Origin of the sequence: Vibrio sp. 10N.237.312.B06 (assembly GCF_041464685.1) — a bacterium.
Lineage (GTDB): Bacteria > Pseudomonadota > Gammaproteobacteria > Enterobacterales > Vibrionaceae > Vibrio > Vibrio tasmaniensis_A.
The window spans coordinates 53,538-71,709 of sequence record NZ_JBFSPI010000015.1; the positions used below are offsets into that span (position 1 = coordinate 53,538).

Annotated in this window: 22 protein-coding genes and 1 pseudogene; 13 read left to right on the plus strand and 10 right to left on the minus strand. The window is 40.7% G+C overall.

The genetic code is table 11. The annotated features are described in order from the left end of the window. Positions 1–87: 87 nt before the first annotated feature. The gene (rph, locus tag AB6C75_RS06240) at positions 88–804 is read right to left on the minus strand and encodes a ribonuclease PH (protein WP_017097394.1); all 717 of its coding nucleotides are present in this window, start codon (positions 802–804) and stop codon (positions 88–90) included. 282 nt (positions 805–1,086) lie between these two features. Here rph and AB6C75_RS06245 point away from each other — a divergent pair, with 282 nt between their 5' ends. Beyond that, a complete protein-coding gene (locus AB6C75_RS06245; protein ID WP_009847984.1) occupies positions 1,087–1,953 on the plus strand; it encodes a YicC/YloC family endoribonuclease in 867 nt (288 codons plus the stop codon). A 200-nt stretch (positions 1,954–2,153) separates the two neighbouring features. After that, positions 2,154–3,371: a tyrosine-type recombinase/integrase gene (locus AB6C75_RS06250; protein WP_372107341.1), complete on the plus strand. Its 1,218-nt coding sequence runs from the start codon at positions 2,154–2,156 to the stop codon at positions 3,369–3,371. 62 nt (positions 3,372–3,433) lie between these two features. Here the strand turns inward: AB6C75_RS06250 and AB6C75_RS06255 are convergent, their stop codons facing one another. The 5 genes from AB6C75_RS06255 to AB6C75_RS06275 form a co-directional block, all read right to left on the minus strand. Then, a complete protein-coding gene (locus AB6C75_RS06255; RefSeq protein ID WP_372107343.1) occupies positions 3,434–5,341 on the minus strand; it encodes an N-6 DNA methylase in 1,908 nt (635 codons plus the stop codon). 72 nt (positions 5,342–5,413) lie between these two features. Then, entirely contained in the window at positions 5,414–6,559 is a 1,146-nt protein-coding gene (locus AB6C75_RS06260; RefSeq protein ID WP_372107345.1) for a hypothetical protein, read from the minus strand. 23 nt (positions 6,560–6,582) lie between these two features. Next, positions 6,583–6,798 (minus strand): helix-turn-helix domain-containing protein, encoded by a 216-nt coding sequence (locus AB6C75_RS06265; protein ID WP_372107347.1) that lies wholly within the window; start codon positions 6,796–6,798, stop codon positions 6,583–6,585. A 174-nt stretch (positions 6,799–6,972) separates the two neighbouring features. Beyond that, a complete protein-coding gene (locus AB6C75_RS06270; RefSeq protein ID WP_372107349.1) occupies positions 6,973–7,152 on the minus strand; it encodes an AlpA family phage regulatory protein in 180 nt (59 codons plus the stop codon). A gap of 162 nt (positions 7,153–7,314) precedes the next feature. Next, a complete protein-coding gene (locus AB6C75_RS06275; RefSeq protein ID WP_372107351.1) occupies positions 7,315–7,752 on the minus strand; it encodes an RNase H family protein in 438 nt (145 codons plus the stop codon). Between the two features lie 220 nt (positions 7,753–7,972). Between AB6C75_RS06275 and radC the strand changes: the two genes are divergently transcribed. The 4 genes from radC (at position 7,973) to AB6C75_RS06295 (ending at position 10,098) form a co-directional block, all read left to right on the plus strand. Beyond that, positions 7,973–8,449, plus strand: coding sequence for a DNA repair protein RadC (radC, locus tag AB6C75_RS06280; RefSeq protein WP_372107353.1), 477 nt, complete (start codon positions 7,973–7,975; stop codon positions 8,447–8,449). Further along, the gene (locus tag AB6C75_RS06285; protein ID WP_372107355.1) at positions 8,446–8,880 is read left to right on the plus strand and encodes a DUF2787 family protein; all 435 of its coding nucleotides are present in this window, start codon (positions 8,446–8,448) and stop codon (positions 8,878–8,880) included. The genes radC and AB6C75_RS06285 overlap by 4 nt, the downstream gene beginning before the upstream one ends. A 27-nt stretch (positions 8,881–8,907) precedes the next feature. Next, positions 8,908–9,351 carry a DUF2787 domain-containing protein gene (locus AB6C75_RS06290; RefSeq protein WP_102530619.1) on the plus strand — a complete coding sequence of 148 codons (444 nt, stop codon included), beginning with the start codon at positions 8,908–8,910 and terminating at the stop codon, positions 9,349–9,351. Between the two features lie 186 nt (positions 9,352–9,537). Then, entirely contained in the window at positions 9,538–10,098 is a 561-nt protein-coding gene (locus AB6C75_RS06295; protein ID WP_372107357.1) for a tyrosine-type recombinase/integrase, read from the plus strand. A gap of 108 nt (positions 10,099–10,206) precedes the next feature. Here AB6C75_RS06295 and AB6C75_RS06300 read toward each other — a convergent pair whose 3' ends face one another. Then, a complete protein-coding gene (locus tag AB6C75_RS06300; protein WP_240493338.1) occupies positions 10,207–10,431 on the minus strand; it encodes a helix-turn-helix domain-containing protein in 225 nt (74 codons plus the stop codon). A 100-nt stretch (positions 10,432–10,531) separates the two neighbouring features. Here AB6C75_RS06300 and AB6C75_RS06305 point away from each other — a divergent pair, with 100 nt between their 5' ends. The 3 genes from AB6C75_RS06305 to AB6C75_RS06315 all read left to right on the plus strand — a co-directional run bounded on the left by AB6C75_RS06305 (position 10,532) and on the right by AB6C75_RS06315 (position 12,128). After that, positions 10,532–10,681, plus strand: coding sequence for a hypothetical protein (locus tag AB6C75_RS06305; RefSeq protein ID WP_164880363.1), 150 nt, complete (start codon positions 10,532–10,534; stop codon positions 10,679–10,681). A 59-nt stretch (positions 10,682–10,740) separates the two neighbouring features. Next, entirely contained in the window at positions 10,741–11,562 is an 822-nt protein-coding gene (locus tag AB6C75_RS06310) for a hypothetical protein (protein ID WP_372107360.1), read from the plus strand. A 65-nt stretch (positions 11,563–11,627) separates the two neighbouring features. Next, on the plus strand, positions 11,628–12,128 hold the full coding sequence (locus AB6C75_RS06315; protein ID WP_372107362.1) for a lecithin retinol acyltransferase family protein: 501 nt from the start codon (positions 11,628–11,630) through the stop codon (positions 12,126–12,128). 34 nt (positions 12,129–12,162) lie between these two features. Here the strand turns inward: AB6C75_RS06315 and AB6C75_RS06320 are convergent, their stop codons facing one another. Then, positions 12,163–12,819 (minus strand): inovirus Gp2 family protein, encoded by a 657-nt coding sequence (locus AB6C75_RS06320; protein WP_372107364.1) that lies wholly within the window; start codon positions 12,817–12,819, stop codon positions 12,163–12,165. A gap of 432 nt (positions 12,820–13,251) precedes the next feature. Between AB6C75_RS06320 and AB6C75_RS06325 the strand changes: the two genes are divergently transcribed. Next, positions 13,252–14,199 (plus strand): hypothetical protein, encoded by a 948-nt coding sequence (locus tag AB6C75_RS06325; protein ID WP_372107366.1) that lies wholly within the window; start codon positions 13,252–13,254, stop codon positions 14,197–14,199. A 449-nt stretch (positions 14,200–14,648) separates the two neighbouring features. Here the strand turns inward: AB6C75_RS06325 and AB6C75_RS06330 are convergent, their stop codons facing one another. Together AB6C75_RS06330 and ulaR are read right to left on the minus strand one after the other, a co-directional pair. Beyond that, positions 14,649–14,861: a cold-shock protein gene (locus AB6C75_RS06330; RefSeq protein WP_004735656.1), complete on the minus strand. Its 213-nt coding sequence runs from the start codon at positions 14,859–14,861 to the stop codon at positions 14,649–14,651. A gap of 424 nt (positions 14,862–15,285) precedes the next feature. Beyond that, positions 15,286–16,062: an HTH-type transcriptional regulator UlaR gene (gene ulaR / locus AB6C75_RS06335; RefSeq protein WP_012603034.1), complete on the minus strand. Its 777-nt coding sequence runs from the start codon at positions 16,060–16,062 to the stop codon at positions 15,286–15,288. A 211-nt stretch (positions 16,063–16,273) separates the two neighbouring features. Here ulaR and AB6C75_RS06340 point away from each other — a divergent pair, with 211 nt between their 5' ends. The 3 genes and pseudogenes from AB6C75_RS06340 to AB6C75_RS06350 form a co-directional block, all read left to right on the plus strand. Next, positions 16,274–17,116 carry a Cof-type HAD-IIB family hydrolase gene (locus tag AB6C75_RS06340; RefSeq protein ID WP_372107369.1) on the plus strand — a complete coding sequence of 281 codons (843 nt, stop codon included), beginning with the start codon at positions 16,274–16,276 and terminating at the stop codon, positions 17,114–17,116. Positions 17,117–17,125: 9 nt separating this feature from the next. Then, positions 17,126–17,857: a ribulose-phosphate 3-epimerase gene (locus AB6C75_RS06345; protein WP_012603032.1), complete on the plus strand. Its 732-nt coding sequence runs from the start codon at positions 17,126–17,128 to the stop codon at positions 17,855–17,857. A 114-nt stretch (positions 17,858–17,971) separates the two neighbouring features. After that, positions 17,972–18,118: pseudogene (locus tag AB6C75_RS06350) on the plus strand (alcohol dehydrogenase); the annotation flags it as partial. Positions 18,119–18,172: the final 54 nt, after the last annotated feature.

The window sequence follows — 18,172 nt, forward strand, 5'->3', positions numbered from 1 at the left end:
ATTCAATAAAACTTAACTTACGCTCTGCACTACCCTTTCGAGTTTTACAGACAAAAAAATAGCCCCCAAATTGGGAGCTATTAAAAACTATTCTGCTAACGCCGACTTCTGCGCTTCGACGATATCAGTAATGCCCTTATTCGCCAGAGCTAAAAGCTGCATCAGCTCTTCGTGACTGAACGGTTCGCCTTCTGCGGTGCCTTGAATCTCAATCATCTTACCGTCTTCCGTCATTACAACGTTCATATCGGTATCAGCTGCTGAGTCTTCAACGTACTCAAGGTCACACAGTGCTTGTGCACCAACGATGCCCACTGAAACTGCCGCTACATGGCCTTTCATCGGGTTCTTTTTCAGTTTACCGCTTGCTAGTAGGCTGTTGATTGCATCCGCCATTGCAACGCTTGCACCTGAGATAGAAGCAGTACGAGTGCCGCCGTCAGCTTGGATAACATCACAATCAACAGTGATCATGATTTCACCCATTACTTTTAAATCAACAACTGCACGTAGGCTACGCGCGATCAGACGTTGGATTTCCATCGTACGACCACCTTGCTTACCGCTCGCCGCTTCACGACGGTTACGAGTGTGCGTTGCACGTGGAAGCATGCCGTATTCAGCCGTTACCCAACCCTTTCCTTGGCCTTTCAACCAACGCGGTACGTTTTCTTCTACCGTCGCATTACATAGAACTTTAGTGTTGCCGAACTCAACTAATACAGAACCTTCAGCATAAGCAGTGTAGTTACGAGTAATTTTAATTGGACGAATTTGATCTACAGCGCGGTCATTTGGACGCATTGGTATCTACCTTATTAACAGTCTGAAGTGATTTACTATCGAAAGAGTGCATCACCTAAGAAAGGGGTGAGACAGTTTTGATTGGGGCAAGATTATATAGCAGTTTATCTTTCAAATCTATTTACCATTCAAAGTGGCCTACTACTTAAGGCGACTTACGACTCAAAGATACTTACCGTGAAGGCTATTTATAACGGAAAATCGACAAGCTTCGGGAGCACACCATATCGTGATACTATGCGTGCGCGTTATTTTCAGAATGATAAAAGACAGGAAAATTCGATGATTTATAGTATGACCGCGTACGCGCGCAAAGAAGTAAAAGGCGATTGGGGTACAGCAGTATGGGAAATCCGTAGTGTAAACCAACGCTACCTAGAAACTTACTTCCGTATGCCTGAACAGTTCCGTGGTTTAGAGCCAATCCTACGCGAGCGTTTCCGTAAGCGTCTAGCTCGCGGCAAGGTTGAATGTAACCTACGTTTTGAAGCAAACCCAGCAGCGAAAGGCGAGCTAAGCATTAACGAAGGTTTGGCTCAGCAAGTAATCAATGCTGCTAACCAAGTAATGACGATGACAGGTGAAGACAGCCGTTTGAACCCATTCCAAATCATGAACTGGCCTGGCGTAATGGAAACGCCAGAGCAAGACATGGATGCCATCAACAAAGATCTACTTGAAGCATTCAACGATGCAATCGCAGAGTTCATTGACGCTCGTGCTCGTGAAGGCGAAAACATGAAAGCGCTCATCGTTCAGCGTTTAGATGCAATCACTGAAGAAGTCGTTAAAGTTCGTGCACGCATGCCTGAGATCCTAGAATGGCAACGTGAGCGTCTTCTTACCAAATTTGAAGATGCGAAGATTGAACTTGAAGGTTCTCGCGTTGAGCAAGAGCTTATCCTACTGGCTCAGAAGTCAGACGTAGCAGAAGAACTAGACCGCCTAGACTCTCACGTGAAAGAAGCGAATGTAGTATTGAAGAAAGGTGGCGCTTGTGGCCGTAAACTTGACTTCATGATGCAAGAGTTCAACCGTGAATCAAACACGCTAGCATCTAAGTCTATCAGCACAGACATCACAGCATCGGGCGTTGAGCTTAAAGTTCTTATCGAACAGATGCGTGAGCAGATCCAAAATATTGAATAATAGTTACAACTGTATTTTATTGCATTCAAACAGTTAAAATACAATAACTTACCTTAAATCAATTTCCATCACCGTATTCCTTAATACACCTTTAACCACCGCCAAGTGGTGGTTAAAGTGGTGGGTATGATAGACTTATCGCAAAGGCGAGTGGTGGGTAAGATACTAACCACTGAAATCATGCATTATTAGGAGTGGTTATGGCTAAGTTAACGGTTAAAAAAGTAGAAGCGCTCATTAAGGCTGGTAGCGAGAAAACACAGCGTCATGCTGATGGTGAGGGCTTGTACTTGGTGGTTCCCGCGTCCGGCATCGCTAGCTGGATGCTACGCTTTACCTCCAATAAAAAGCGCCATGAAATGACACTAGGTAAAGTTAAAGATCTCTCCTTATCAGATGCTCGCCTAGAAGCCGCGACCAAAATGAAGCAAGTGAGAGAGGGTTTTGATCCCCTCTTGCAACGAAAACGTGCCGAACAAGAAAATATTAAAACCGTTAATGACTTATTTGAAGATTGGTACCCAACCTTAGTTAAGCGCCTTAAACACCCGAATATCCCAAAACGTGTTTACACCAAAGATATTGCCCCACACATCGGTGACATCCCTCTCGATAGAATTACTGCCCGTGATATTCGCACAGCAATCACAGCAATTAATGATTCCGGTCGCCCAACCATTGCCAATGACGCTCTAGGCCACTGTAAGCAGCTTTTTAATCACGGGATGAAGCTTGACCTTCTTCAAGGTAATCCGGCCTCTGCATTTACTGTGAGAGATGCTGGCGGCATAGAGCAAAGTAAAGATCGCTTCTTGAGCGAAGATGAATTAAAGCAGTTCTTTCGTATCGCGAGAAAAAATAGCACCAACTTTAGCCGCGATAATTATCTAGCATGTGCATTATTGGTTTGTTTAGGGGTGCGTAAATCTGAATTGTGTGAAGCTAAATGGGAAGAGTTTGAGCTTGGGAAAGGCTTGTGGCATTTGCCAAAAGAGCGTAGCAAAACCAATGTCGGCTTTACTATTCCATTGGCATCAGAAGTATTGGAATGGCTTGAGGAGTTGAAGATAAGAGGATTTGGCTCTGAGTATGTATTTCCTAGCAGAAGAGCTAGCAAGAGCCCACACATGGGGCCTGACACACTCAATAGAGCGATTACTAAGCTATTTGGTCATGAAGCTGGCAAAAAGAAACAACCACCTAATTTGATGGGCGATATGCTGCACTTCACCGTACATGACCTGCGCCGTACTTGCCGTACGTTACTGGCAAAACAAGGTACTCCCGGCGAAGTCGCCGAGAGATGCTTGAATCACAAATTGAAGGGGGTTGAAGGGATCTATGATCAGTATGATTATCTGGAAGAGCGAAGAGAGGCTTTAAGCAAGCTAGCATATTTCATTACAGTAATTGCATAATCCAATGGCCTATGTCAATTACATTTGAATTCTATGCTTACTCTCCTCAAAAAAATTAACTATTAACTACAAATTAATGTCTTTGCGTTTCGTGCTAATTCACGTGATTCTATACGGTCATTAATAGATTTCTCCACCATTGAAGTGATATTTTTTTTACGCTCTTCATCTTTAGGAATAGGTAAGATCAATTCATTTATACGCTTACCCAAAGAATCTATAATATCTTGTGTAAACCTTTTCGATTGTATTTGATCTATCACTGGTTTCGATGATAGAGCTGCCAATAAAAGGTAAGGCGACATTATATCTTTATTCGTTATTCTAATTTTGTACAAATGGCTTTGATAAACTATTTTTTTATCGTACTTGGATACAAAAGCGCAAGTTCCAATCAAATATGTGCCATCTTTAACCATAAAGATGTCCCCCTCTTGAACATCTTGTTTTTTTGCATACTTGCTATAGATCTCTTCTGACATTCCATGTTTAGGGTCTAATTTTATTTCCCAATTCGATATATCAGAGGTTCTAATGAAAGGAATGTTACCAGTGCCATAAGCAAGCTTACCTACTTCATCACCAGTTTTTATATCTATGATACCTTTGGAAATAAGATCACCTAAACTAATCAAGTCATGAGTATCTTTGAGTGCTCTAAGGGCCAAGGCTGGTTCAGGGTTATAATATCTAGGTGCTAGAACTAGGTCTTTTATATCACTCTGTTTAAGATAGTGACCAAGATGGGCTTGAGGATCTGTTGCAAGATCGTTTTTTAAATAATTATTTAATATTCTAGGCAAATCATTATGCGGAATCTGATTACCTCTGCTATCGTGACCACACCACTTGGCCTCTGCCATAAATAATGATCTATCATTAATATCATTTTCTTTTTTTGTTGCTATAACCAAACATGTTTTTGTATGTGTCCCCCCTTTGCCTGATGTTTTAAATAAATTCTCAGGCATGCCAATAACAGCATTTAAATCTGAATACTGAAGGAGGTATTGAATCACATGGCCACCAGATGAGCTAGACAGCATGCTTTCTGGCACAACAATCCCCATCCTTCCACCTACCTTTAATAACTTTAGACACAACTCTAAGAATAGAATTTGGGGTGAGGGATTTGCAGCTATTTTATCAGTTCTTTCGTATGAACCTGTTAATTTATTTTTCGTCCAACGATGAGCTAAATCAAATTTTTTCTTAGTGTCGTCACTTCCTATTTTAATTTTCGCTCCAAATGGCGGGTTCGCTAATACAATGTCAAAACTCTCATCTAACTCGAAAGGAATATCTAGATTATTCTTATCTTTTCTTTCAATCGAATCGGCACAAACTACGTTACTTTGATTTAAAGTTGATAGAGCTATATGCGTATTGGCTAACTTTGATAAATACTCATCCTTTTCTATACCAAATAAACAGTCATTTATTTTTCTAGGTGATACTCCATTAGTTTTTAAGTACCGTGCAGAAAAGCTTAAAAAGCTACCAGCACCGCAGGCTGGATCTATGATTTTTTCACCTTCTTGTGGTGCAATAGCATCAACAATCCAACTTACAGCTTCAGTTGGAGTGAAAAACTGACCTTCAGCCCCTCTTGCATCTGAGCTTACAAATGTTTGATATAGCTCACTAAGAGGGTCGTTATGTGGATCATCCAAATCTACTTGATCTAAAATGTCATGAATAAATGCTATTGAATCGGGGTCTAGTAGGAGTTCTTCATCGCTTGAAAAAATAGACTGAATTTTGGACTTTATTTCGCTAAATGCTTCACGATAAATAATCGATAACCTTTCGTTATCAGGTCTTTCCTTCATGCTGCCGATAACATTTACTTTACAGAACAGCGACTTTACAACCTCATGCATGAGAGATTGATCTCTAGTAATGCCCACGGCTTTACCTGCAAGATAGTTTCTAATTTCTGTAAAAGCTGAATTTAGTGTTAATTTCATATTGGTCCTGAATTGGCATTTTCATTTTATGTAATGATAACATAGCAATTCAGGACCTGCATTGTTGGTGGGTTATATTAGCTCTTTTTCAGACATCCTTTCAAATATTCCAGCAAGCATCTCTCTAGTCTCCTGGATATTTAGGCTTCCTTGTATTCTATTCCCGTCATTAGAAATCCATTCAATATTGTCACCTTCATGGTTACCGCCGGCTTTCAATGGCATCATGTGACCGACTTGAAACTGTGACTCACCATGCCCCCCTCCACCAAGTAAATCTTCAAATATCATTGGCTTAAGTGTTATAGGGCATAATGTGTACCCTTGCTCACCAAATAATCCAGATTGAATTAACTTTTCCTTTACAACCATGGGGAAACCGCGGAAGTGAGCTACATCATTTAGCAACTTTCTTTCAACCGACCAGCATTCTTCTATAGTTGCATGTTGAAAATCAACATTTAAGCATTCCCACCGCTTCGCTCTATTTGTCTGCACTTCGCCAGTTTGAGAACGATCAGTTTTGTAACATTTGGTTGCTATTTTTTCTACACATTTGGTTTTATTTCCATCAGCATCAATACGTAAGCTAGGCTTGATTAAAGGTCGAGCAGTTATCAACCACTCTATGTCAGTAAGTTCAACTAGTCTGATATTGGAAGCTATATGTACAGCGCCTAAACTCTGATCTAAATAAGTGAATACGCTCTCATAAGGGGTACCGCTTCTTTTTTGGTCTGATAACTTGTCCATCATATCTCTATGGCTCGCAGAGTTCGCTAGTAGCTGTATGCATTTATTGAAAATCGAATAGCACTCGTTAAATGTCGATGACCGCTCATCTTGACCTGGACTAAAATCACCTTCAAAATTTTCGAATGTACCTTGTCGTGTTTTGGTAATTCGACCCAATACCCACCGTGTTTTCATCTTTGTAGAAGTGATACTTAAATTTGTTAGTTCAATACAAAAAGCAAACCTACCAAGGCATTCCATAGTGTATTTGAAACATTTAGCGCTCATACTGTTTTTTATGGCATCAAGATTTCTTGAAAGTGGTTCTTCAAACCTTCCATGGTTATAAGCAGCCCAATGCATAATAGGTTTAAACGCAAAAACAGGTGCTCTACCTTCAATAGCTTCGCCACCAAAAGAATCACTTACTGTTCTTCTTTCTAACTCCTCAAACTTTTGTTGCAACTCATCTTTTATATACATCAGCTAATTCCAGTAATTTCTATTTAAAACTCTAATAATTTTGAACGGGGGATATTAAGTGCGGTCGCAAGCTTACAAATGTTAACCAAGCTTATATTTCGTTGACCACGCTCAACGCTAGATATGTATGTCCTATCTAGATCGGATAATTCAGCTAGTTTTTCTTGGCTCAAGGAATTATCTAACCTGATTTTTTTTAGATGCATTCCAAATGACAAACAAACTTTTAAGTCATTCATTCTTTTATTTAAACCTTATGAATCCGTTTACTTATCCTTTAGTAATGACGCCAATGAGTCTACGGACTATGAGTCACGTACATGTCGTTTTCCTATACCTGCAGTTAGACATAAAACAAGGAGCTAACAGCTCCTTGTTTTATGTCTAACTTCTTTTATTTCCTGTAATTTCTATTAACTATTTGTATCAAGCCTCTCCATCATCCAATCGTCAATCTCACTTTCTAACCAGGCTTTACGCTTGCCCATCACAGTAACGTTTTTAGGGAAATCACCAGCTTTGATTAAGAGATAGATACTGCTGCGACATAATGTTGTTTTGTCCATGACTTGTTGTAATTTAAGAAATTTCATTTTGAGACCTTGTTATGTAGTTCAACTCATAACAAAGGTCTCTGCGTTATTTTTTACTTTTACCTATCTAACCTACTATCAGGAGATGGCTAAACAGACATATTAGGGTTGCACAAAAATAGGAATCACTTGTTGGCATAGCCAACAAGTGATTCATTATTATTACAATTGACCATTCGCCACTGCGAAAGCGTACCTATAAGCGGCATCTTTGCCTGCTGAACAGGCTGCTACTTTTCTCACCTCAACACTCTTATCTTTGCTTCTGTCATCAACCAACTGCCAAAGGTCTTGATGAGCTATCGGCTTTTTATTTGCTTTCCGCCAATTTCGACGTTTCCAACCATCAAGCCAGTCATTAAAACCATCAACGCAATAGTCACTGCTTGAATAAATAATGTCGCCATCACAAGCACGCTCCAGCCCAAACGCAAGCGCTGATAACTCTAGATAATGACGATCTATGATACTGTCAAAGTATCGCCAGTCTTCATCTGCCATAGTTCCACTTGCATCGAATATAACTAGCCCGACACCACCAACGTGACGGCATCTTTGCTTCTCTACGATGGCTGCTTCTACATAAATTTCTTTGTTCATTTTTATACCCTCCAGAGACTAAAAAGCCGATACATCCTTTGCACCAGCCAATTGTGTTGATTGTTCATTCGTTGCTTAATTACGATTGCTACATAACAACGGCAAGATAGTTATTTTTTACCTGTCTCTGAAAATACCCCCTCTTCACACCCCGATTCAAAACGCTCTCAGATATATTTCATCAGTACGCATAACCAAACAGATAATCCCAGGAGCCCTTATGCGTAACTCAAACAACCGACACGACTACCCATTTAAAACCTCAGAGTTGAATGAACTGCTAGAACGTGCAGCCGAAGCACTGGCTGCAAAATACAAACGAGAAGGCACCTTCACTAACCCAACCAATGTTAAGGAATATTTAAAGCTCAAGTTAGGGGCGCACGACCGCGAAGTGTTTGCGGTGATGTTTCTTGATAACCAACATCAATTGATCAGTTTTGAAGAACTGTTCTTTGGCACCATTGATGCGGCCTCAATCTATCCACGTGAAGTGCTCAAGGCTGCACTAAACCACAATGCTGCTGCGGTGGTTTTTGCTCATAACCACCCTTCAGGTATTGCTGAGCCCTCTCAGGCTGATAGACGCATTACGCAGCGTCTAGTGGATGCACTTAATTTGGTGGATATCCGAGTATTGGACCACATCGTTGTGGGTGAGGATTGTGTGTCATTTGCAGAAAAGGGGTGGGTATGAAGACCGTCTTATTACCTTGTCGTTATACATCGTTGTCACGGCAGCTTCTACGCTATCTAGAAGCGTCTATCAGTTTGTGCACCATTCCTGAAACCACTGAACGTATTGCCTTGAACTTTAGGCACTCGACCTACCTAACGCATAGATCAGGTCCACATCCATTGGAAGTCCACTTGTTCAGAGAGTCTCCAGAAGAAACTTGGAAAATTGCGACGATGACCAGCTTTGCTTTTCCTTCCGATGAGGATGAACAGTTAGAAGTAGAGCTTTATTTCAACTTCAGCCACCAATGGTTCTATCAACCAGATATCAAGCGATGCGACCTCAATCAGCCACAAGTCATCGAACTCTTTCATTCTTGGCAAAACGCGTTAACCAACACCTTCCACCAGCAAAGCTTTGATTACTTCGCTGCAACGACCATCAAGTAATCTCATATTTAAAAACAAGGATCGACTATGTCAAATTCTCATTCATCAACCGTTACTTTCAGTCCTTCATGCTTACCTATTTCCCAAAAGCTTCATAGCAGCTTAAACCATGTACTTAGCCAACACTCCGACAGCCGTGGGAAGCAGATCATCATTGTGAACTTTAGAGATAAAAGTTACAGCGCTGAAAATGGTGGTTATCATCCTGTTGAAATTGCTTTAAGCCAGGTTTCAGAGAATCACTACACCATCCTTTACATCACCGACTTCAGTTATTGCGGTGGTGCTTACCCAGAGCTAGATAGAGATATTGATTTTGATATCGGAAACTCAGTGGTCTTTTCGCGTTATGCGGGATGGCAAAGCATTCGCTTACCAACGATGACGGAACTCTACGAGCTATGGGAAGGAAACTTTCTTAGCTATATGTCGATGGACGCCTACGACCAAATCCAAGTCGAGTGTAGTTAGACACATCAACCCATGTCCCACGCCTCACAAACATTCAACACAACCACCAACACAGAGCCAAAACGAGCCTGCTTCCCATATTGTTAAAACGGGAAGCTTCCATCCCTTATACAGTAAAGGTTCTTTAATATCGTCGGCTTTGTGCTTCCCAAAACACCTGACTACAGACAAAAAAGGAAGCAGATTATGGCTGAGGTCCAAGCAGTTAAAGACGATGACACCATACGCCTAGTTGGTCACCTATTGAGTATTCGTTGTCATCCACAAATGGCCGATGTGTGGCATATCGGATTAAACCTAGCACTGCGGATTTCTGATTTGTTGTCAATCCGCTTTGAAGACATTCATCAGGACCGACTCATTATTCGTGAAAGTAAAACGGGCAAAATCGCCAACATTCAACTCAATACCAAAGCGCAGCAGCACATTGCTAGATTAAGAGAGCAACATCCCGACCACATTTACTTGTTTCAATCCCACCGATGCCAACAGCTGAAAAACAAACCACCCCAGCCAATCACGCGACGCGCTGTGTCCATGGCGTTTCAACAAGTAGGGCAAGAACTGAATATCGCTTTAGGTACTCACTCGATGAGAAAGACCCGAGGTTACTTTCTCTATCAATCCACAAAAGATATAGGACGTGTCATGAAAATGCTTCGCCATACTTCTGAAGGCGTGACGCTTCGCTATATTGGTATTACTCAAGATGAAGTCGATCAAGATTTTGTTTCTCTCGAACTTTAAGAATGAACATTTCGTGAGGGGGCGGGAGCGACGATCCCTTATAAACATTGAGCTCAGAGGGTATTGAAACCGCAATATTAAGTAAGTCATTCATTGCTAGGCCAGAGATTAATAGAAGAACTCTTCGACACCAACATTCAGTATGTCCGCAAGATTCTTTAGCATCTCATCCGTCACACGGACCATGCCAGACTCAACCTTCGCTAATTTGCTTCTTGTCATCTCAAACCCTTTGAGACTACACATTCGTTCAACATCTTGCTGAGAGAGCTGCTGAGACAATCTGATATTGCGGATTTGATTTCCAGTAATGTTTTTCTCAATCTTATTCACAAACACACCTGCACCATTATGGGTGCAGGTAGATTATGTTTAATGTACTATCCAAATGGCACCTGTATCGGTGCAAGCAATTCAAAAAGGAGAATAAATTATGATTTTAGTGCTTTTATGGGTCTTTTTCGCTTTTATACTGGCGCTGTACGCGAAGAGTAATGGTCGCAGCTTTGGTTGGTGGCTTTTACTCGGACTGGTAATTGATCCTATTTTGGCCTGGATTCTTTATAAAGTCGTTGCTGATTAAAAGAAGCATCAAACCCACCATCACCGCAACTTCCCACTCCTTCATTTAAGGATAAAACAATGTCAGTACCAATTCGAACCGTTACTTCAATCAGCGTTCTTACCACTACACTTTTACTCTTCGGCTGCGGTGACAATGTAGCCGACTCTCTACAGCTAGAGCCTTTCAGCTATATAAACGGAGAAAATCAACTGACTCAATATGAGCCGTCACTGACCATCAACCAAGCCTTCAATCATCGTAAGGTGTGTAATGAGGTCGAATGGCAAACGTTTGAAGATAATCGTGACAGAACAGTGATTGAATACCGTTGTAATATGGATATACCTTCACAAAAGTTCTCCAACCTATTAGCGGCTGAACTGAACAAGAGTGCAGACAAACTCGCTCAGAGAAATTCAAGTGAATACAAGAAAATCAAAAAGCTAGCTGATAACCAAGCCAGCTATCAAGAGCAATATGATGAAGCAACGGGATACTTTGATAAGAAACGCTTCGAAAACCTTTTAGAAAGAAGCAAGCGTGCTCAGCAAGAGTTACAAGAAAAGTATCCAGACGGAATTGATGGAGCTCTCGCTCAACTAGAAGATCGTCGATCTCAATTTATCACCCCTGTAAGCGTCGATGAGATTTACCAATGGAGTGTTGATGATAATGAGCAAAGTCACTTTCTATACAATGGCTTCTCTGCTCACTTTTCTGATGATAAAACATTAAGCTGCGAGTTTGACCTATTTAAGTCTTTAAACCTTCTATACAAAGACCAGCAAGCTGAAACGTACTATCTATTAAAGCAAACACTGAAACACTGGAGCCAGAGGCTTAACTTTGGCGGTGATGATCTTATCTACCTCAACGATCTGAAATGCCAAATCCAATAAAAGTTTCACGTTCATACCATAAGCCCTGAGATCAGAACTCAGGGCTTTTTTATTGCAGGCTCATAATGAATCCACTAAAAATACTAGGAGCCCTAGGGCTAACTCAATTAGGGAGAAGTCTTGCCGACAATCTCTTTCATACAACTCAGGCTCCAGAAAGAGGCAGCATTGTGTATTGCGATCTCGCATTCGGCTCTGCTGAACATTCAGGTGTCTACGTGGGAGATGGACATATCATCCATCGCAATAGAAAAGGTCTTATCGAAGCCGTAACTATTCGTCAGTTTCTAGCAGACACTACAGCCATTTCCATTTATATCAGTTGCAATGTACAAGGTAGTGCCGTTGGGAGTGAGTCTTGTGCTCAAATAGCAGAAAGCATGTTAGGCGTACAAACAGGCTATTCCCTGCTAAATGAAAACTGCCATCAGTTCTGTAGCCACTGTCTAGACGGTGACATGTTCTCAAGCACCTTCACATTGACTCAGCTTAAGCGTGACGCTCGTGCGCACATTCAAGCCAGTCAGTGGCGCGTGTGGGACTTAAAACATCGTCATAAAGGTTAAGGGGATTCACTCCCCTTTATTTTTCATCCAATACCTATCGGTTGCTACAACCAAAACATCGACTACCCTCACCATAATGCTTCGTTCTTTTTTTTGCCAGATAGCTAATTCGATAAAACAAATCTTCGTACTGACTTAAGTAATCTTCACTGTTTTCATTTAGGTAATACCCATGGTTTGGAGGAAAACAAACCAAACGAAAAACATCTTCAAATTCACAACTAAGTGCACTAGCCCACGCTTCGATAATTAACGAAGCTAAACTCCCTCCACGCTTATAGCCCCCAGCTTGATAGAACCTGTCTTTATTAAAAAAGAGTACGACATGGTAATGATCGTTTATTGATGTATCACGTTCTTTGGCCCATACATATCTCATACTGCAAGGATAAACTCTTTTTCCCTCTCTCCGCTTTCGTTGCGCTTGAGCTTGGATTTTTGAGTTCAGAGATTCAGTAAACCTCTTTATTATATTTGTCCGATTACGGTTATAACTAACAATTTCATCACGACTTAAACAGTCAAGGTTATCATCAATGTTCGGCAATCTAAGATCGACTCTAATAGCATAAGTTCTAGAATGCTCTCCTAATGCATTATTCATCGTAGATAAAAGACGGTCGAGGTAAGAAGTGTTGTTATCTTCGATTGCTCCCTGAATAAGTAATCCTTGGTAAGTATCATCTTTCATGAGTAACTCCTGTGTTGTTTGTTCACAGGTATCTCTACTCACATTATTTTTAACAGATCTTTCTAACCTACTAGGGTAGGTATAGATGATTCTATGAAAAGCTATCACGTATATTAATCATACCGTCACTCTTACAAACCCGTAACCTCGTCACTTTTCCACTAGACCAAGGTATCTCCAAGGCCATATATCATTCATCGTACTCCGAAGTTATTTCCACGCATTCATACCTATTTCAAGCTAGAGCATAAGCTTTATAAGGGGTTACACCAAAATATCAACTATATTAACCTACGATAAATCAACTAAAAAACAACTATTAAATCACTAAAAAACCACAGTGAATCACTATAAAAACACCAAAAACACTACACAGTAATTACCATTAATGGTACAAATATCATACATTACAACTACAACGTCACCTTAACTATGGCTAACAACAAACAACAACTTGAAGCTAGCTCGTTCAGAGAGTGTGCTTTCTATATCGACTATCTGATGGAAAATTTCGAAGATACTGATCTAGATGACATAAATGAATTTGATACCATCGATGCATGTTTAGATATGATTAGGAAAGAGGTTAACTATCATACTGAGGATGAAAAAAAGAGCGGTAAGCTAATAGGTCAAATGCAAACAGATTTTAAAGCACAGCAGCTTCGAGACGATGATTTTCTCTGGTTAGGCAAATCTGACGAGCGGTTTTGTAACTGGGTATGGTGTTACTTAAAGTCAAAGAGTAAGCAAAAAAGAAACCGGAATAGACGCGAAAATAATAAAGTTGAGCCTATCTTGGATATCGATGATCTTCTTTTAGATAAAAGTGTTAGTTACACCAACTTATCTTCAAATGCCTTTAGAGACACAAGTAACAATACCCACGATAGACGGAAAGATATTATTAAAAGTTTTCATGCTTCTGAGCTAAGGCTGACCAAACAAAAGGAAGTGATCGAAGCGTTACTCAATTCATGGAAACCAATTTTTAGTGACAAAAAAATCGTAAAGTGGTTAGAAGAAAACAATACTCATCAGTATGAATGGACCTGGGAGTATCTCAATAAATTTGATGATCGGCTATCTCTGAAAGCCTGGACCCCAACCAACGACAATGAACTCAAGAATGCTATTGTCGCCTTGTTTGATATGCTTCACGATAAACCAGATCGCAAGACGTTACTGCTCGGAAGTATGAAGCGAGCTTGGAGCCAAAAAAAATTCCGAGACAAAAATGAAGGAAAAAAAGCATACAGCATAAGTATGACTGAAAAGACCAAACAGCAACTCGACAGTTTAGCAGAACAAAAAAGACTAAAAATCAATGAAACAATTGAAATACTGATCCGAAATGAGTTCGAGCGATTGAAGGATTGATAGTTCTAAACTGGTGGTTAAATTGGTGGTTAAAACTCAAAAAAACACAAAAAATCCACATAATAGATTGAATTAAATAAATAATAAAAATAATTCAACATTCAGATCCAGAACATTGAATAATAGTTCGTCAGTAACACACTGTGGATAGCCACTAGCTGAATCAGTGTTGATTAGATCAAGATAAGCTCCTAGTTTTAGGGGCTTTTTTTATGGATACAATAATGACAATCAGGATGACTAAGTGAGCAGATTATCACGCAGGAGATGTACTTAGCACAAAAGATAGATACAGCGATAGATAGAACAGAGCAGGTGTGCAAAAGGATTTTTAATATTTAGAGGAGGTATTGCAAGTGGAGAAGAGTGTTACTGTAAAACTGAGGGAAAACTGGTTTTAGAGAGAAAGTGACGCAAGTTGCTAATGCAACCTGCGTCGACTTAAAATCTTATAGAGCTACAACGTTTGCAGCTTGAAGACCTTTTTGGCCTTGCTCTACTTCGAAAGACACTTGTTGGCCTTCTTTAAGAGTCTTGAAACCTTCAGAAGCGATTGCACGGAAGTGTACGAATACGTCAGCGCCGCCGTTGTCTTGAGTTAGGAAACCGAAGCCTTTCTCTTCGTTAAACCATTTTACTACGCCGTTTGTTTTGTTAGACATGATGTGTCCCTTATATAAAAATAAAAAATTAATCGCCAAAAGTGCGATGCGCTGAAAGCTTGAATTATTTAATGTATCTATGAAGCCAAGGGAAACACTGAGAATAACAATGAAGCAATACTAAGGGTTTTACTTTACAACTGGATGTTTCATTTAATAACCCTGAAAACAGAGCAAGCACATTCTTGGTGATCCTGACCAGGTTGTAAAGCGTTATTTGAATAAAATGACTATTTTTTGTTCAATTAACTTCTATTCAGCCCCACAACATCACTGAACTTCATTTACAAAGCTATGATCTGAAGAAATTTACTCTTCCGCGGTTTGGTTCGGACAACAAACACACGGCCAGTAATAATGTCCTACTAGAATCAAGAGTACGACAAAAGCAAAAACAAGCGCCGTGGCAGCACTCTCCACGTAACTAAACTACCTGTATCTTCACACCAAGTTCTCGTAAAGCATCAAGCACCTTAGGGTCAGCGCCGTCATCTGTAATCAATGTGTCAATCTGAGAAGCGGTAGCGAGTAACTTTCCACCATGTTTACCTACTTTGCTGCTATCTATCAGAGCCACAATACGATCACCATACTCCAGCAGCTTTTTCTCTGCCATATAGACCAATAGATCAGAGGTATGCACACCAGCTGTCGTAACACCCGTACCCGTAAAGAAGACAAAACGACTTTTATGGTCATCTGCTGCTTCTTCATCTGGAGAAATAGTGATCTGACGTTCGGGTAGATATTGACCACCAAGTATGATGATACTTTGATGATCTTGACTAATCAGCTGATAAGCCAATGGCATAAAATTCGTCACAACTTGCACATCACGATGCGCTAAATGCTCTCCCATCAAAAAAGTCGTATTGCTACCACTCACAATAATACTGTCGTGTTCTTCACACATATCTGCCGCAGCTTTAGCAATTCGCTTTTTCGCTACATAGCTTTCTATATCTGTTTCGCAGGGGATAAAGCTGCTTGGTGCATGAGTTGCGGCTAGGGACGAGTCAAAATTGATTACCTCTGCCCCATTACGGATTTTTTTCAGCCTCCCTTCTTCCGCCAACTTTGTAATGTCCCGACGAGCTGTAGATAAAGAGATATCTAACATCTTCACATAGTCATTTGTCGTTATAAACGTATGACTCGTTAGATGATCTAACAAGCTTCTATGACGCTGAGCTTCATTCATTGTTCATACCATTAAGTTCTTTTGAATTATTTTGACGCATTATGAACTTTTGAGCAATTAGATTCTCAAAATGAACTCTTTTGAATTAATTTGACTCAGAATGTGTGATCGAAACCATTATTTCGTTCATAATAAATCAAAAATGACTTTACGTGACCGTATTTGACCACTTATAGTCACTTTGCGTCATGAGAAGTCACTGGAGAGTAAAATGAAATACCAAGCAGTAATGATTGATTTAGATGGAACACTGTTAAGTGATGCTGAGCAGATCTGCGTGACTAACAAACAAGCGATTTGTCTTGCCGTTAATAATGGATATCAGGTGAGCTTGGCGAGTGGTAGACCGCACCAGTTGATGATGCCATATGTTGACCAGCTTCAATTATCACAACCAATCATCTGCTGCAATGGTGCCTATATTTATGACCCTAAAACACAACGTGTTCAACATCAGCACACAATTAGTCATGAATCACTAACGGGTCTGTTGAGCTTACTGAATGATGGACATTTCGCCTTCACCATCTATTCAAGTAAAGGCATCTTTGCTCAAAAAGAATCAACTCATACAAAGGGTTTAGAAAAAAAGGCTGAGGTTATTAATGCCGCAATGGAGCTGCAGATTATCCCAACGCTGACCGAACTCATCGCTCGCAGTGGCGATGTCTACAAAGTATTAGTGTCTAGCCAAGACAAAGAATCTCTAAACCAGTTACGAGATTCCTTAAAAACGCACTTCCAAGCTGACTTATCAACACCGAATAAATTGGACATTACGTCTAAAGCAGCCACCAAAGGCCACGCTCTTCAGCAGTGGCTAAATGACCAAAGAATTTCATCTCATAACACCATTGCTTTTGGGGATGGGGACAACGATGCCTCTATGTTCCGACTTGCCGGAGAACCTGTCGCAATGGCTAATGCCAGCCCTGCTTTAAAAGGCATGGCTAATCTAATTGTTACCAATAACAACGGCTGTGGAATTGGCCAGTACCTTCGCTTGATAGTGCAAGAAGGCCAACACACATGCCAAAACACTTTTAGTTACTAAGGATAAATCATGAAAAAAGTAAAAATTGCCGCAGGATTAGCACACGTAGATTACGGCCACATTGCAGACGTAGTGAAAGAAGTATCTGATGCTGGTGCCGATTACATCCACTGTGATGCAGCAGATATGCATGACCTGAAAAACCTGCAATTGATGGGGGGGCATCAAATTGTTGAAGGCATTCGTCCTTACACTGAAAAGCCAATTGAAGTTCACGCTTACTTCAAAGATTGCGACAAATTATTTATCGATAAAATCGCAGCTGCTGGTGCAGACATGCTGATTCTACCAGCTGAGCATTTTATCGGTGCTCCTCTGTGTTACATCATTAAGTACTGTCAAAACCACGGTATGAAATTTGGTTTAACCGTTGGTGCATTAACGCCAGTGTCATTTGTTAAAGAATCTATCTACTACCTAGACCGTTTACACATTGTTATTCACGGCATTACTGATGGCGATGATGAATGGTTATGGCGCAAATCTGCGATTGCAATGATCCGCGAAGCACGTGAACTCATCAACGAACGCAACCCTAACTGTGAGCTATGTGTAGATGGCGGTATCCGTAACCACAACATCGAAGAACTGCTTAATGAAGATATTGATGTGATGGTTGCATCGACAAATATCTTTGGCCACAAAGACGGCATCACAGCAGGCGTTCGTGACTTCCGCGCAGCAATCGACCAACTGGAAGATAAAGCAGCGGCAGACACAAAAGAAGTCGAAACCGTTTAAGTAATTGCCTAGCGCAGTTTCTATCGAATCGATGCGCCACAGCAATCTAGAAATAACGGTGCTAAACCTACCCCCTCTATGCTCGGGTTTGGCACCACTACCAAGGATTAAACCATGACACAGTTTCAACACTATCAACCGACCAAGCTAACCTTTGGTGCGGGTGAGATTCAGAAAATAGGTCAGCTTATCGCTCAATATGGCACACGTTGCCTAGTAGTATCCGAACCTGTTTTTGATGCAGTAAAGCCAGCCTATGACTAATGCCGATCAGTTAAAGCCAAAGTGATCGGTTGAAGGATCCTTCCGAGCTGT